Annotated in this window: 14 protein-coding genes and 2 tRNA genes; 14 read left to right on the forward strand and 2 right to left on the reverse strand. The window is 48.3% G+C overall.

Annotated features, from left to right (window positions below; genetic code table 11):
• Positions 1–108 precede the first annotated feature (108 nt).
• A complete protein-coding gene (locus HF569_RS09505; protein WP_168902252.1) occupies positions 109–558 on the forward strand; it encodes a LytTR family DNA-binding domain-containing protein in 450 nt (149 codons plus the stop codon).
• A gap of 4 nt (positions 559–562) precedes the next feature.
• Positions 563–1,291, forward strand: a complete 729-nt coding sequence (locus HF569_RS09510) for a LiaF transmembrane domain-containing protein (RefSeq protein WP_168902253.1) — start codon at positions 563–565, stop codon at positions 1,289–1,291.
• Between the two features lie 250 nt (positions 1,292–1,541).
• Here the strand turns inward: HF569_RS09510 and HF569_RS09515 are convergent.
• Positions 1,542–1,613: transfer RNA gene (locus tag HF569_RS09515), tRNA-Arg, on the reverse strand.
• A 201-nt stretch (positions 1,614–1,814) separates the two neighbouring features.
• On the opposite strand from HF569_RS09515, the gene HF569_RS09520 reads away from it, so the two are divergent.
• Positions 1,815–2,423, forward strand: a complete 609-nt coding sequence (locus tag HF569_RS09520) for an ECF transporter S component (protein WP_168902254.1) — start codon at positions 1,815–1,817, stop codon at positions 2,421–2,423.
• 110 nt (positions 2,424–2,533) lie between these two features.
• Here the strand turns inward: HF569_RS09520 and HF569_RS09525 are convergent.
• A tRNA-Arg gene (locus HF569_RS09525) sits at positions 2,534–2,605 on the reverse strand.
• 255 nt (positions 2,606–2,860) lie between these two features.
• Here HF569_RS09525 and HF569_RS09530 point away from each other — a divergent pair.
• From HF569_RS09530 to rnr, 11 genes are all read left to right on the forward strand, one after another.
• On the forward strand, positions 2,861–3,889 hold the full coding sequence (locus HF569_RS09530; RefSeq protein WP_168902255.1) for a sugar-binding transcriptional regulator: 1,029 nt from the start codon (positions 2,861–2,863) through the stop codon (positions 3,887–3,889).
• A 69-nt stretch (positions 3,890–3,958) separates the two neighbouring features.
• Positions 3,959–4,969 (forward strand): type I glyceraldehyde-3-phosphate dehydrogenase, encoded by a 1,011-nt coding sequence (gap, locus tag HF569_RS09535; RefSeq protein ID WP_168902256.1) that lies wholly within the window; start codon positions 3,959–3,961, stop codon positions 4,967–4,969.
• A gap of 189 nt (positions 4,970–5,158) precedes the next feature.
• Entirely contained in the window at positions 5,159–6,361 is a 1,203-nt protein-coding gene (locus HF569_RS09540; protein ID WP_168849221.1) for a phosphoglycerate kinase, read from the forward strand.
• A 143-nt stretch (positions 6,362–6,504) separates the two neighbouring features.
• Positions 6,505–7,263: a triose-phosphate isomerase gene (tpiA, locus tag HF569_RS09545; RefSeq protein WP_168849222.1), complete on the forward strand. Its 759-nt coding sequence runs from the start codon at positions 6,505–6,507 to the stop codon at positions 7,261–7,263.
• A 109-nt stretch (positions 7,264–7,372) separates the two neighbouring features.
• Positions 7,373–8,692 carry a phosphopyruvate hydratase gene (gene eno / locus HF569_RS09550; RefSeq protein ID WP_168849223.1) on the forward strand — a complete coding sequence of 440 codons (1,320 nt, stop codon included), beginning with the start codon at positions 7,373–7,375 and terminating at the stop codon, positions 8,690–8,692.
• A gap of 119 nt (positions 8,693–8,811) precedes the next feature.
• Positions 8,812–8,946, forward strand: a complete 135-nt coding sequence (locus HF569_RS12530; protein WP_269801561.1) for a hypothetical protein — start codon at positions 8,812–8,814, stop codon at positions 8,944–8,946.
• Positions 8,947–9,063: 117 nt separating this feature from the next.
• Positions 9,064–9,894, forward strand: coding sequence for an LPXTG cell wall anchor domain-containing protein (locus HF569_RS12605; RefSeq protein WP_168902257.1), 831 nt, complete (start codon positions 9,064–9,066; stop codon positions 9,892–9,894).
• A 59-nt stretch (positions 9,895–9,953) separates the two neighbouring features.
• The gene (locus HF569_RS09560; protein ID WP_168902258.1) at positions 9,954–11,510 is read left to right on the forward strand and encodes a ClC family H(+)/Cl(-) exchange transporter; all 1,557 of its coding nucleotides are present in this window, start codon (positions 9,954–9,956) and stop codon (positions 11,508–11,510) included.
• A gap of 96 nt (positions 11,511–11,606) precedes the next feature.
• A complete protein-coding gene (gene secG / locus HF569_RS09565) occupies positions 11,607–11,843 on the forward strand; it encodes a preprotein translocase subunit SecG (protein ID WP_168849226.1) in 237 nt (78 codons plus the stop codon).
• A 151-nt stretch (positions 11,844–11,994) separates the two neighbouring features.
• Entirely contained in the window at positions 11,995–12,738 is a 744-nt protein-coding gene (locus HF569_RS09570) for an alpha/beta hydrolase (protein ID WP_168849227.1), read from the forward strand.
• A 19-nt stretch (positions 12,739–12,757) separates the two neighbouring features.
• On the forward strand, positions 12,758–15,154 hold the full coding sequence (gene rnr / locus HF569_RS09575) for a ribonuclease R (RefSeq protein ID WP_168849228.1): 2,397 nt from the start codon (positions 12,758–12,760) through the stop codon (positions 15,152–15,154).
• The last annotated feature ends 9 nt before the right edge of the window (positions 15,155–15,163 follow it).

Below are 15,163 nucleotides of genomic sequence, written 5' to 3' on the forward strand. Positions count from 1 at the left end.
ATCATCGAAACTGACCAGTTACGTTCTGAAATTGACCGCTTACGGGCTGGCTATTTATTTTTAGTTTTTCCTATGGTTAACTTAGTAAAGACGAAAGGGGGTGGCAACTTGAAGATTCACGTTGAAGTCGATCCAGACTTAACTGAACCCGAGGTGACAGTGCACGTGCCCGCCAAGACACCGGAAGTTGATGAATTGGTGGCAGCGATTCAAGCGGCGGATATGACGCAGCAGCGGCTGACCTTTAGCTGGCGTGGTGAAAACTACCAGGTGAGTTTGGCGGATGTCTTATTTTTTGAAGCACGGGACCATCAAGTGACGGTTCACACAGCGACGGCGATGTACACAACTAGCCAACGACTTTACGAATTGGCTGAATGTCTGCCAGCACAGTTCATCCAGGTTTCCAGGTCCGCCATCCTCAATCGGACGCAGGTCTTCTCACTGACGCGGTCGGTGACGGGAAATCTGGTGAAATTTCAAAATTCACACAAGCAACTCTACGTTTCACGCCGGTACTATCAAGCGTTAAAACGAGCATTAGAGGAAAAGGGGTAAGGATATGCGTAAACAAGCGAATTGGTTTTGGGGCGTCTTCTTGGTACTGGGCGCCGTTGTTTTAATTACGAGCCAGCTGGGAATTTTTAGCTATCACATTGGACTTTGGCCGTTGCTATTGGCCGTCTTCCTGGTGGCCGCCTTTGTTGAAAGTCTCATGCACCTTGCTGTCTGGGGGATGGTCTTCTCATTGGCCTTTTTGGCAATCATTTTTGCCAAACCTCTGGGGATTGCGGCTTTAGCACCGTGGACCATTCTGATTGCAGCGGTGTTGCTGTCACTGGGATTATCCCTGATTATTCGGCCCAAGCGTTGGTATCGTTATAAGTGGACGAACGGGGGCCATCACCATCATCGAGACTGGTCCGACTACCATGAAGATGATGTTGCCACCCTTAAAGATCCCGACATTACGGTTAATGTCAATATGGGCAATAGCATTCGCTATCTGCAATCGACCGATTTCCGGCGAGCAGACGTCCAGGTTTCCATGGGCAATGCCAAGTTGTATTTTGATGATGTGACCTTGAGTGAGCAGGGAGCAGTGATCAATATAGATGCGCACTTGGGCGGTGTACAATTATACGTGCCAAGCTCTTGGAACGTGCAAACGGATATGGACGCTGATCTGGGCGTTGTTGAAACGACTGGCGCACCGACTGCGCCAACTGGACCAATGGTTATGGTCACCGGTCGTGTTTCACTCGGAGGATTAGGCATTATTTATGTTTAGAGGATTTGAAGAGAGTGGGACAAAAGGCGGTTAGCTGGCGAACATTAAGGCTGATAACCGAATAATCCTGGGTCTGGATTGTTTGGTTATCAGTTTTAAGCGGAACCAGCTGCCTTTTGGCGCACGTTTCGACAATGTGAATTCGGATATGCAAATGGGTCTGGGGCTTTGGTCCCAGACTCTTTTTCTAATTATCGGAAATAAAAAGGCCACATTCGCGAGGAATGTGACCTAACTGACTTGGTAGTGATGCGCCCGGAGGGAATCGAACCCCCATTTCAAGAACCGGAATCTTACGTGCGATCCATTACACTACGGGCGCATATTGATTAACAACACCTTAACTACTATAACGGATTTTGGATAAAAATACAAGTTAGTTTCTGGTGAGAAAATATTAGCAGTCCTGAGAATCGGGGAGGGCGACATTTGATAGAAAATATCGAGGTAAGGAGCTGAGGGTTTTCCACCTGATGAAAAATCATGCTATAATATCGGCATTAACTGTTCAGTGGAGGAAAAAATGACGCGACATAAAACATTCCGCCTCGTGGTGGATGCGTTATTAATGGCAATTGTATTGCTACAGAATATTTTACCGTTTTTAGGCTACATTCCGTTGGGACCGTTTAGCATGACCCTAATTGGGCTGACGGTCATTGTAGCGGGAACAGCCTTGGGACCGAAGGATGGCATGCTGATCGGTGGCTTCTGGGGGCTGATCACCTTCGTGCGGGCGTTTACTTGGCCCTCAAGTCCAGTGGCACCACTGGTATTTACAAACCCGTTAGTCTCGGTCGTTCCGCGATTACTAATGGGCTTAGGCGCTGGTCTCGTCTATCTGTGGGGCCGGCAACGTCAATGGTCCATGCGCCGATCGATGAGTGTTGCCGCGGGTGTTGCCGCATTAATCAATACGGTTTTGGTGCTAGGGCTGGTCTTTTTCTTCTATCAAACACCAGCCGTGGCGACGGCCTTCGGGGCCAAGGGGAATCAAACGTTAGGGTACGTTCTCATGGTTTCGTTGATCACTAATGCTGTTCCGGAATTGATTTTGGACGTTTTAGTGGCGCCGTTAATTGCCATACCGTTACGCAAACGGTGGGATCGCATCAATTACGTCATGAAGTAAAATTAGGGGGTCAGAGACAAATGTCTCCGGCCCCCTTTGGCATACGTTAAAATGGAACACAAAAAAGGTCCCAATTCACGAGGAATGAGACCTAGTCGCTTTGCCATTCATGCGCCCGGAGGGAATCGAACCCCCATTTCAAGAACCGGAATCTTACGTGCGATCCATTACACTACGGGCGCAATATGCGTTGTGCTTTTTGAGCACCTAACTACTATAACCGAAGCTGAATATAAATTCAAGGGGTCGTTTAAATATTTTTATTTTTAGTGGCAAATGTCTCCCAAATCTACGGGAGTGTTGGCTTGCAAAGTTATAGTTGGGGGCTTATACTTACAAACGTAAGGTTAGCTCTGGTTGACCCGAATTTTTTTGACCAGGGTGGGCGTTTATCAGCCACCGCTGGTCGTTAACCGTCCCACTAGGAGGTAAGTTGAATGCGTGAAGATTGGCAATGGGTTGAAGCAATCATGCCTCAAATGGTGACGAAATTAACCAGCCGGTTTCGCGTTTTACAAGGTATTGCCAGTACGCAACCGGTTGGTCGGCGGACGTTGGCAGCCAATCTCAATTCTTCCGAGCGGACGATTCGGACTACCACGGACGCGTTAGCCGAATTAGGCTTCATTCGGATGTCGGTGAAGGGCATGCAGATTACGGGGGCCGGCCAACAGCTCTTGCGTGGTTTGACCCCGGTGATGAATGATTTATCGGGGTGGCAACAGCGTGAGCAGCTGCTAGCGGATAAACTCCACATTGCCCACTGTACGATTGTTCCTGGTGATAGTACCGCACCGACTGGGTCACTATTGGCCATGGCGCAAGCGGCCCGTCAAGTTTTGGCGGATCAATTGCCGGTGGGAAAGAGTATCGTTGCGGTCATGGGCGGTCATACGATGGCCACCGTTGCCGCGGCGCTGACACCAGCGTTGTCGGTGAACCGGCAGTTGTTGTTTGTTCCTGCCCGTGGTGGCGTTGGTGAGTCACCAGCTATTCAGGCTAACGCGGTCAGTGCACAGATGGCCCAGCAGACGAACGGTCAATTTCGTTCCTTGTTTGTGCCTGAACAGCTGACCACAGCCACTTACAAGCCGCTATTTGCAGAGCCAGCGATTCATGAAGTTCTACAATTGATTGCCCAGAGTAATGTGGTGATTCACGGCATTGGTCAAGCCTTTGTGATGGCACAACGCCGTAACATGGCGCCCCACGTGATAGCCGATTTAACGGCAGCTCACGCGGTGGGTGAAGCCTTTGGCTATTTCTTTGACGCCGAGGGCCACGTGGTTAGTAAGTTCCCCCGAATCGGGGTGGAAATTGCTGACTTAGCCGCTAAAGAATTGGTGGTTGCGGTTGCCGGTGGTGCCGAAAAGGGCGCTGCCATCGCGGCTTACATGCATTTAGCGCCAGCTTCAACTTGGTTAATAACCGATGAAGGAGCTGCTGACTTTGTTTTAAAAAAGTGATACACTTAACACGTACTGCTTTTTAAAAAAATTATTCTTTATTTGCTTCCTGAAGGAGGAAATCACAGTATGACTGTAAAGATTGGTATTAATGGTTTCGGACGTATCGGCCGTTTGGCTTTCAAGCGGATTCACGAACTCCACTCAAGTGACATCGAAGTTGTTGCCATCAACGATTTGACGACACCTTCAATGTTAGCTTACTTGTTGAAGTATGATTCAACTCATGGCCGTTTCCCTGGTGAAGTTTCATCAACGGAAAAGGGTATCGTGGTTGATGGTAAGGAATACCCTGTATATGCTGAACCAAAGGCTCAAGATATTCCTTGGGTTAAGAACGACGGTGTTGACTTCGTCCTTGAATGTACCGGTTTCTACACTTCAAAAGAAAAGTCACAAGCTCACCTTGACGCAGGTGTTAAGCGTGTTCTGATCTCTGCTCCTGCTGGCCCTGTTACGACTGTTGTTCCAGGCGTTAACTTGGACGTATTGAGCAAGGATGACGTTATCGTTTCTGCTGGTTCTTGCACGACCAACTGCTTGGCCCCAATGGCATACTTCTTAAACGAAGAATTTGGCATTAAGGCTGGGACTATGACGACGATCCACGCCTTCACTTCTACGCAAATGATCTTAGACGGCCCTCGTGGCAAGAAGATGCGTAACAACCGTACCGCAAGCATCAACACCATTCCTCACTCTACTGGTGCTGCTAAGGCTATCGGTTTGGTTATCCCTGACTTGAACGGTAAGTTACAAGGCCATGCACAACGTGTTGGTGTTGTTGACGGTTCTTTGACTGAATTAGTTACTGTTCTGGACAAGAAGGTTACTGCTGACGAAATCAACGAAGCAATCAAGAAGCACACTGAAGGTAACGATGCCTTTGGTTACAACGGTGACGAAATTGTTTCTACTGATATCATCGATGACAACCATGGTTCCGTATTTGACCCAACTCAAACGGAAGTTACGACTGCCGGCGACACTCAATTAGTTAAGACTGTTGCTTGGTACGACAACGAATGGGGCTTCACTTGCAACATGGTTCGTACCTTATTGCACTTCGCTACGCTTTAATTAGCTGGCGGCGCAAGTCGGTTTAAAATGAACAGTTAATGAATCAAACGCGGCGGAGGAGGGCATTCTCCGACGCGTTTTTCATTAGTTTTATAAATTAACACAAGTCCTTTGAAATCTCAGGATAAGTGCTGTATATTGTGAAAGTAATCTTTTATTTTGATAAGCAATCAAGGAGGGTTCTCTAAATTGGCTAAATTAACAGTTTCTGATTTAGATTTAAAGGGCAAAAAAGTCCTAATGCGGGTCGATTTTAACGTCCCAATCAAAGACGGCGTGATCGGTAACGATAACCGGATCGTTGCAGCTTTACCAACGATTAAGTACGTCAGTGAACACGGTGGCAAGGCCATCCTCTTATCCCACTTAGGTCGGATCAAGAAGGAAGAAGACAAGCCAGGTCTGTCCATGCGTCCGGTTGCTGAACGGCTCTCAAACTTGTTAAACAAGCCAGTTACTTTCGTCCCAACGACTGAAGGTAAGCAGCTTGAAGATGCCATTGATGGTCTGAGCGACGGTGATGTTTTGGTTATGGAAAACACCCGTTACGAAGATGTTAAGGATGGCGAATACGTTAAGCGTGAATCCGGTAACGACCCTGAATTGGGCAAGTACTGGGCTTCACTTGGTGATGTCTTCGTTAACGATGCCTTTGGGACGGCTCACCGTTCACACGCATCCAACGTGGGTATCGCATCTAACATGGGCCAAACGGCTGCTGGTTTCTTGATGGAAAAGGAAATCAAGTTTATCGGTGGCGCCGTTGATAATCCAGAACACCCATTTGTTGCCATCTTAGGTGGTGCTAAGGTTTCTGATAAGATCGGCGTAATCGACAACTTGTTAGCTAAGGCTGACAAGATCCTCATCGGTGGTGGGATGACTTACACGTTCTACGCCGCTAAGGGCATGAAGATTGGGAACTCTCTGGTTGAAAAGGACAAGATTGACTTAGCTAAGGAAATCTTGGACAAGGCTGGCGACAAGCTGGTTCTGCCTACGGATTCCGTTGTTGCTGAAAAGTTTGACAACGATGCTGCTCACAAGACGGTTGAAGGTGACATTCCTGACGGCTACATGGCCTTAGATATTGGACCTAAGTCTGTTGCTGAATTCGAAGATGTTTTGAAGTCAGCTAAGACGGTGGTTTGGAACGGGCCAATGGGTGTCTTCGAAATGAGTAATTATGCAGAAGGTACCTTGGAAATTGGTAAGTTCTTAGGAACTTTGACCGAAGCCAAGACCATCGTTGGTGGTGGGGACTCCACTGCTGCTGTTCAACAACTCGGTGTTGCTGACAAGTTGTCCCACATTTCTACTGGTGGTGGCGCTTCTCTGGAATACCTTGAAGGTAAGACATTACCAGGAATTGCGGCAATTTCTGACAAGTAAATTTTTAAAAAGCCGTGGTGCCAGTCATCATGGCTTTTTATTGTGACGACCGCTGATTTTGGAGACACTTCACTGGCTAATTAGCAGTGAGTTCGGTAAGATGATGAGCGTAGTCAATTTATTTTAAGAAAGGGTGGATTAGGTTGCGGATACCCCTGATTGCAGGTAACTGGAAAATGAACAAGTCAGTCACAGAAGCGCGCAGTTTCATTGAAGCTGTTCAGGGCAAGCTACCGGCTGCGGATGTCGTGGAAACGGCAATTGCGGCGCCAGCACTGTTCTTACAAACCATGTTAGACGCTAATCGTGACCAAGTGCTACGAGTCGCAGCGGAGACGTGTTATTACGAGGACGAAGGCGCCTATACCGGTGAGACGAGTCCTAAGGCATTGCACGAGATGGGCATTCCTTATACGATCGTGGGTCACTCAGAACGTCGGCGTTACTTTAACGAGACGGATGACGTGATCAACCGTAAAGTTCTGGCCGTCTTACGTAATGGCATGACGCCGATTGTGTGTTGTGACGAAACGATGGGTCGTCGCGAATCTGGCGAAAAGATCCATTGGGTCGTTAACCAGGTTTCTGCCGCGCTTAAGGGCGTGAGTCTCGAAGATGCCGCTAAGATCGTGGTTGCCTATGAGCCTAGCTGGGCCATTGGCAGTGGGACTTCAGCGTCATCCGATCAGGCGGAAGAGGGCTGTTACCTGATTCGCCAAACCCTGGCCGACATCTATTCGGATGAAGTGGCCAACGGGGTTCGGGTTTTATATGGCGGAAGTGTTAAACCTGATAATATTGCAGGTTTAATGAAGCGGGATAACGTAGATGGTGTACTGGCCGGGGGTTCCAGCCTCGATGAGCACTCATTTATCCAACTCGCAAACTACCAAAATTTGTAAAACGGTAAAATTGTGATTGAAAGTTCAAAGTTAAACTTATAGAATAATACATGGGATGGTTGTCTTGTTCCCGTGAAGCCAAACTTTCATAAGGAGAGAATACAAAAAAATGTCTATTATTTCTGATATTTACGCACGCGAAGTCTTAGATTCTCGTGGTAACCCAACTGTTGAAGTTGAACTCTACACTGAAGCCGGTGCTATGGGCCGGGGGATCGTTCCTTCTGGTGCCTCAACTGGTGAACACGAAGCCGTTGAACTTCGTGATGGCGACAAGAGTCGTTTCATGGGTAAGGGTGTTACTAAGGCCGTTGACAACGTTAACAACCTGATTGCCAAGGAAATCGTTGGTTACGATGTCACTGATCAACGTGCCATTGACCAAGCTATGATCGACTTGGATGGTACGCCAAACAAGGGTAAGTTAGGTGCTAACGCCATCTTAGGTGTTTCTTTAGCTGCTGCCCGTGCTGCTGCTGACGAATTAGGCCAACCTCTGTACAACTACTTAGGCGGGTTCAATGGTCACGTATTGCCTACGCCAATGATGAACGTTATCAACGGTGGGAAGCACGCTAACAACAAGGTTGATTTCCAAGAATTCATGATCATGCCTGTTGGTGCCAAGACTGTTAAGGAAGCTATCCGGATGGGTTCCGAAACATTCCACAACTTGAAGAACTTGTTGAACGAAAAGGGCTACTCAACGGCCGTTGGTGACGAAGGTGGTTTTGCACCTGACTTGAAGAACAACGAAGAACCATTCGAAATCTTAGTTGAAGCTATCAAGAACGCCGGCTACGTACCTGGTAAGGACGTTGCTATCGCCTTTGACTGTGCCTCATCAGAATTCTACAATGCTGACACCAAGAAGTACGAACTTAAGGGTGACGGTAAGGAATACACTGCTGAAGAATTCGTTACCTTACTTGAAGGTATCGTTGACAAGTACCCAGTTGTTTCCATCGAAGATCCTTTGGATGAAAACGAATGGGAAGACTGGCAAATGGCTACTAAGCGCTTAGGCAAGAAGGTCCAAATCGTTGGTGACGACTTATTCGTTACGAACACGGACTACTTGGCTAAGGGGATCAAGATGGGTGTTGGTAACTCTATCCTGATCAAGCTGAACCAAATCGGGACTTTGACTGAAACTGTTGAAGCCGTTGAAATGGCTAAGCAAGCTGGCTACACGGCCGTTATCTCTCACCGTTCTGGTGAAACTGAAGATACGACTATCGCCGACTTAGTTGTTGCTTTGAACGCTGGTCAAATCAAGACTGGTTCTATGAGCCGTGGCGAACGGATCGCTAAGTACAACCAATTAATGCGGATCGAAGACCAATTAGGTAAGACTTCCGAATACAAGGGGATTCACTCCTTCTACAACTTGGACGAAGACGCACGTTTGGCCATCGTTAACAAGTAATTCAAAAGTTTAAATTAGAGACGACCTTTACCCATTCGCTGGGTGAAGGCCGTTTTTTTATGTGAGATTAAAACAACCGTCCTCTTTTTACGGAGTTAAGCAGTATAAGGGGGCATGTGATGATGATATTGAAGTGGCACCACGGGGTGATGGTAAGTTTATTTATTGGGGGACTACTCATTGGCAGCGGTGGGATTAGTGGACGCGCCGATGACGGTAAGCCATTTACGGTTGAGATTACTGATATGATCTAGGCAATTGATGACGGTGAGACTGAGCCTACGTCGTGGGTATTTGCGACTAGGAAACAAGTCGTTAAGGCCGGTGAGGAACTGACCAAAAATCCTAAGTTAAATTCATACTGGGGATCAGTGAGCCACTATGCCATACCAGGCCAAGAATCGGTTACTTGGAAGTATGATCGCAGTAAACAGTCGGCGCAGGTGACGATTAAATACGTTGATGCGCAGAGAAAACAGGTGGGGGAACAGCGGTCATCAGGGAAATTTAGTCAAGGTGGTCGGATGAATATGAAAGCCCCTGCCGGCTATTGTTTGAAGAATCCGAGTGATACGCAGCGAATGGCGATTACTAGTAGACCCGATGTTTGGGAGATTGCCGTTGAGCCGGTAGCACCGGATCAGTCCGGCACAAATGGTGGCACAACAACGATTGTCCCGAAACCAGACGAGACCAAGCCGCTAACGCCAGTGCCGCCAACTGATGAAGGCAAGCACCCGGATCAGGGAACAAATAAACCAGATAACGGAGACAATCAGCAACCGAATAAGACACCGGGAAACGAGCCTAAGCCGCAAGTCCCCCGTCCCCGACCAATCAGGCCTAGTGGGGTGCCATCGCGCCGTCCCGAACTGGTTGTTCCCGTTGAGCCCCAGCCGTTAGCTGTGCCCAAACCACAGATGCCATATCCGACCCACGAATTGGATCACGTGTCAGAGTTGGCGGAACATCCCGTAACCGTCATTGGAGAAGAACCGGTCACTTCAACGCCTAACCGGCAGAAACGACCGCTTAAGCCCCGAGTCAGCAGAAAGCGATCGCAGGCGATTGGGGTGCTACAAGCGGCGACATCAGCAAGGAAGTTACCGCAAACCGGGGAACAGCCAACGTGGTTACGAATTCTAGGTGTGATGGCGCTTACAGGAACCGGAGTTCTTCGATTTCATCGTTTCAGGCACTAATTTAGCTACAAACTGTGATAAACTAATGCTTGAACGATAAAAAATGGAGGAATTAAAATATGCATGAGAGACGACCAATTCAACCGGATTTAACGCGCCTAAAAGCCATCTTCTTGGGGGCAATTGTTGGATTATTTGCCGGTGCGGTCGTCAGTGTCTTTCGGCTATTGATCGAGCACATGCTGATTTTGGTTCAGGGAATCTATGGCTGGCTGGGCCACCACCCACTGTGGTTGATCCTGTGGGCGTTACTATTGATTGCACTGGCTGTCCTCATTGGCCACTGGGTAAAACAAACGCCGATGATTAAGGGATCAGGAATTCCACAAATTGAGGGCCAGCTTGCTGGAGAATTGGACTATGCGTGGTGGCCCGTCCTTTGGAAAAAGTTTGTCAGTGGTGTGTTGGGGATCGGCTCAGGATTATTTCTGGGGCGTGAGGGACCGTCAATTCAACTCGGAGGTACCGTGGCGCAAGGAATTGCCTACCGATTGGGATTTTCTGGCACCCAACGACGGCTGGTGATTGCTGGTGGTGCGGCGGCTGGGCTCTCGGCAGCTTTCAATGCGCCGATTGCCTCAACACTATTTATTTTGGAAGAAGTCTATCATAGTTTTTCAACGTTGGTATGGTTAACGGCCTTGACCAGCGCGGTCGTCGCAAATTTTGTCTCAAATGGCATTTTTGGTCTGACGCCCGTATTACATATTAATTACCAACAAGCGTTGCCCTTAAAGTATTATGGACTGCTGTTAGTGTTAGGGATTGGCTTAGGCTTGCTGGGCTACGGCTATCAGTGGGTGACCTTACGCGTAGGCAATTGGTATGCGCGTCTCAAATGGCTGCCACGACATTTAGATGGTGTGGTTCCATTTCTACTAGTCATTCCAATTGGGTTGATGTGGCCGATCGCCTTGGGTGGCGGTAATCAGATGATTGTGACCTTCGCCAAAAATACACCGTTGTTATTGCCTTTAATCGGCTACTTCGTCCTGCGGTTTTGCTTCTCAACGATTAGTTACGGGGCAGGCCTCCCCGGGGGGATTTTCCTCCCAATTCTGGCGTTGGGTGCGTTACTGGGCGCAATTGGGGCCCGGGCTTTTGTATTGCTAGGGTGGCTCCCGTCAATCTTCGTGGCTAACTTCATCATTTATGCCATGGCGGGCTACTTTGCGGGGATTTCTAAAGCCCCGTTTACCGCGATCCTGTTGATTACTGAGATGGTGGGAACGTTACATCACTTGATGCCATTAGCGGTGGTCGCCATTGTCGCCTACATTACGGTTGATGTTTTGGGCGGCGCGCCGATTTACGAGGCAATGCTACGACAACTAGTGAAGCCAGCGGAGGCCAATCGTGAGGGCGTGGCTGATCGGGTCGAGTATCCGGTGGGAGAAAATTCCGGCTTCGACAGTCAGCAGGTGCGGGATTTGACTTGGCCGGATGGCTCACTTCTAGTGGCGGTTCGTCGGGGCGAGCGTGAGGTGATCCCTAACGGTGATACGATCATTAAATCTGGCGATACCCTAATTCTTTTCACGTACCGTCACAACCGGGCTTATGTCCGTCAGCGGCTGGCTCAGCTGAATAATTCCCCGCATCGCTTGCTGGATTAAGTGAGCGCGGGACTGGTAAAACAGCCCCGACTATGATAAATTAGGAAGAGTATAGTTAGACCTATTAGACCTATTCGATAGGTAGGAGGCAAATTTGTGTATAATTTTTTAATGACTTGTATTTTAATTGTCAGTGTTTTGATCATTATCGCGGTAATGATGCAGCCTGCTAAGACCAATGATGCTTTGTCTGCTTTATCCGGTGGTGCGGATGACTTGTTTGCCAAGTCTAAGCCACGGGGATTTGAAGCTTTCATGCAGAAAGTTACGGTTGTCTTAGGAGCCATCTTCTTTGGACTGGCATTGGCTTTAGTTTATCTATCTTCACACTAGAGATTTGAGCCTCCTGTTTGTAACTGGTACAGGAGGCTTTTTTACAGCTAGTGAGGGCTGAGAACCAGCCTAAGGTGTGATGCCTTGAATCGTGAGTTCTCACGACGTTCACGGAGACTATCTCAGCAATAGCGGAAAGTGGTGGTTTTACATGATTCGAAAACCAACCCCGCTCTTCTTTGAGCAGGGGCCTCATGCAGTTATTTTACTGCACGCCTATTCGGGTAGTTCTAACGATATGCGCTTGCTAGCACGACGGCTAGAAAGCGAAAATTACACGGTGCTTGCGCCGATTTTTACCGGGCATGCAACGGGCGATCCTGCCGATATTTTACGCGACGGGTCGCCACAGAAATGGTGGCAAGATACTCGTGATGCCATTGCGACTCTGCGGCACCACGGTTACCAGCAAATTGCGATTTTTGGACTGTCACTCGGTGGGTTATTTGCCACGCGAGCGTTACAGACTGATCCCCAGTTGCTGGGTGGGGGCACGATCGCGTCTCCCGTCGTCTTTCGCGGGCAGACGAATGTGCCGACAGCATTTATTAAGATGGCCCGGGCGGCTTATCAACAGCAACAGTTAGACGCCCCTGACATCGCGAATCGAATGGTATGGATTCAGGAACATCTCTCCGCACAATTGACAGCAATTCAAGCTTTTGCCGATACCACGGCGACTCATCTGGATCAGGTGAAGCAGCCAGTGTTCATTGCGCAGGGGGATGCCGATCAGATGATTGATCCACGCTCTGGCCAGTGGTTGGCTGAGGCCTATTCTAGTCAAAAAGTGGATTTTCACGAGTATGCTGGTGCTGACCACGTGTTAACGGTCAACTCAGCGCACCACGCCCTAGAGGCGGATATATTGACGTATTTACACACAATCTTTTAAAAATAACGAGGAATCGATAGTGCAAGATAATTTAAAGAGTGATTTAACAGCGTTCTTCCGAGCTCACTCGGACCAGGACTACACAGTAGAAGATATTTCAGATGCGTTGCATTACCACGGCTCTGCAGCTTTTAAGCTAATTGTTCAAGAGCTAGCGCAACTGGAACGGGACGGCTTAGTTCAAGTAACCGAACGCGGCCATTTTCGGCTCGATCCAAGTCAGCAAACTCTGACGGGGATCTTTCATGGTAACGACAAGGGCTTTGGTTTTGTCGCTTATGATGAAAATAAGGTCGAACCGGATGCCTACATTGCACCCAACAACACGTTGCGGGCTTTGAACGGTGATACGGTTAAGATTGAAATCGTTCGTGCGGGTGATCCCCGGAACGGTAAGGGTCCCGAAGGTAAGGTTACCGAAATTGTAGAACACCACTATGAACAAGTTGTCGGTGAGTTCTTACAAACGGATGATGACGCCGGCTATTTAGGCCAAGTACGTCTGACTGATAAGAAGGTCATGAAGTACAAGTTCTACGTCACTAACGTGGGGTTGAAGCCAACGCCAGGTGAAGTTGTGACGGCCGAGATTACGGAATACCCTAACGATGCCCATCCAGATGCCATGGTCGGGATTGCCAAACAGGTTATTGGGAGTGTCGATGATCCAGGAATTGATATCCTGCAAATCGTCTACCAACACAATATCCCATCAGAATTCCCTGAAGAAGTCATGCAGGCAGCTGATGAGATTCCAGATCACGTGTTACCTGAAGAACTAAAGGGCCGTGAGGATATTACGAAGCAGAACTTGGTGACCATTGATGGCGAGTCCTCTAAAGACTTGGATGATGCCGTTACGGTTTGGAAACTGGACAATGGGAATTACCATTTAGGGGTGCACATTGCCGATGTTTCCCACTACGTTAAGGAAGATTCCATTCTGGATAAGGAAGCCTACAAGCGTGGTACCAGTGTCTATTTAACTGACCGGGTAATTCCAATGTTGCCACGGCGCCTATCTAACGGCATTTGTTCGCTGAACGAAGGTGAACTGCGGTTATGTATGAGTTGTGACATGGAAATTAATCCTGAAGGTCACGTCGTTAAGCATCGGATTCATCCTTCCGTGATGCGTTCGAAGGCACGGATGACGTACACGGCTGTGAACAAGATTCTGGAATCTCAGGATCAAGTGACGATGGATCGTTACAAGGAACTCGTCCCAATGTTTGAACAAATGGGCGAATTACACAAGATCTTGGTTAAGCAACGGAAGCGTCGTGGGGCCATTGACTTTGACGATCGTGAAGCAGAAATCATCGTGGATGACAAAGGTCACGCTATCGATGTTAAGTTACGGACTCGTGGGGTAGCTGAACGCATGATCGAATCCTTCATGTTGGCAGCTAACGAAACGGTGGCAGAACATTATTTCCGTGCTAAGGCACCGTTCTTATACCGGGTTCACGAAACGCCAGATGGTGACCGGGTTCGGAGTTTCTTCGAATTCTTGACGGCCTTTGGGATCAACGTTAAGGGTGATCCTAATCATTTACGCCCTAAGATGTTACAAGGCATCTTAAAGCAGGTTGCCGGTAAGCCCGAAGAAGCCATGGTATCTGTGATGATGTTGCGGAGCTTGAAGCAGGCGCGTTACGCAGATCAATCCTTGGGGCACTTTGGATTGGGTGCGGAATTCTACACGCACTTCACGTCACCAATTCGTCGTTATCCAGATACGATGGTTCACCGGATGATCCACTACTATGAAGATCACGGAATCAATGACGCCAGCAAGGAAAAATTTGCTCCAATTTTGGAAGAAATTGGTGTGCATACGTCCGAAGCCGAACGGCGGGCAATTGATGCTGAACGGGATACGAACGACATGAAGATGGCTGAATACATGGCTGACCACGTCGGTGAAGAATTTGATGCCGTCGTTAGTTCCGTCATGAAATTTGGGATGTTCGTTGAACTGCCAAATACCATCGAAGGGTTGATTCATATCAGCCGGATGCAAGACGATTACTACGAATACGTTGAAAAGTATCTGGCCTTAGTTGGTCGGAATACGCGCCGGACGTACAAGATTGGTCAACAGATTCGGGTTAAAGTTGTGCATGTGGATAAGGAACAAAGTGAAATTGACTTTGATCTTTTGAACCCTGAAGATGCGCCTGTCAGTGACTTGCTGCCAAAGCGTGAGCACCGTTCTCGTGGTGGCCGCAATGGCAACTTCCATGGCCGGAATAACAACCACAACAATAATAGTAATCAACACGGTGGTAACCGCAATGGTAACCATCGTAATGGGAATCAACGATCAACCAATCAGCGGAGCAATGGCAATGGTCATCGGAACAATAATAATGGTGGCCAACACCGTAACTCACAGGGTGATCGGCACTAAGCGAGGTGA

Origin of the sequence: Levilactobacillus tujiorum (assembly GCF_012641185.1) — a bacterium.
Taxonomy (GTDB): domain Bacteria; phylum Bacillota; class Bacilli; order Lactobacillales; family Lactobacillaceae; genus Levilactobacillus; species Levilactobacillus tujiorum.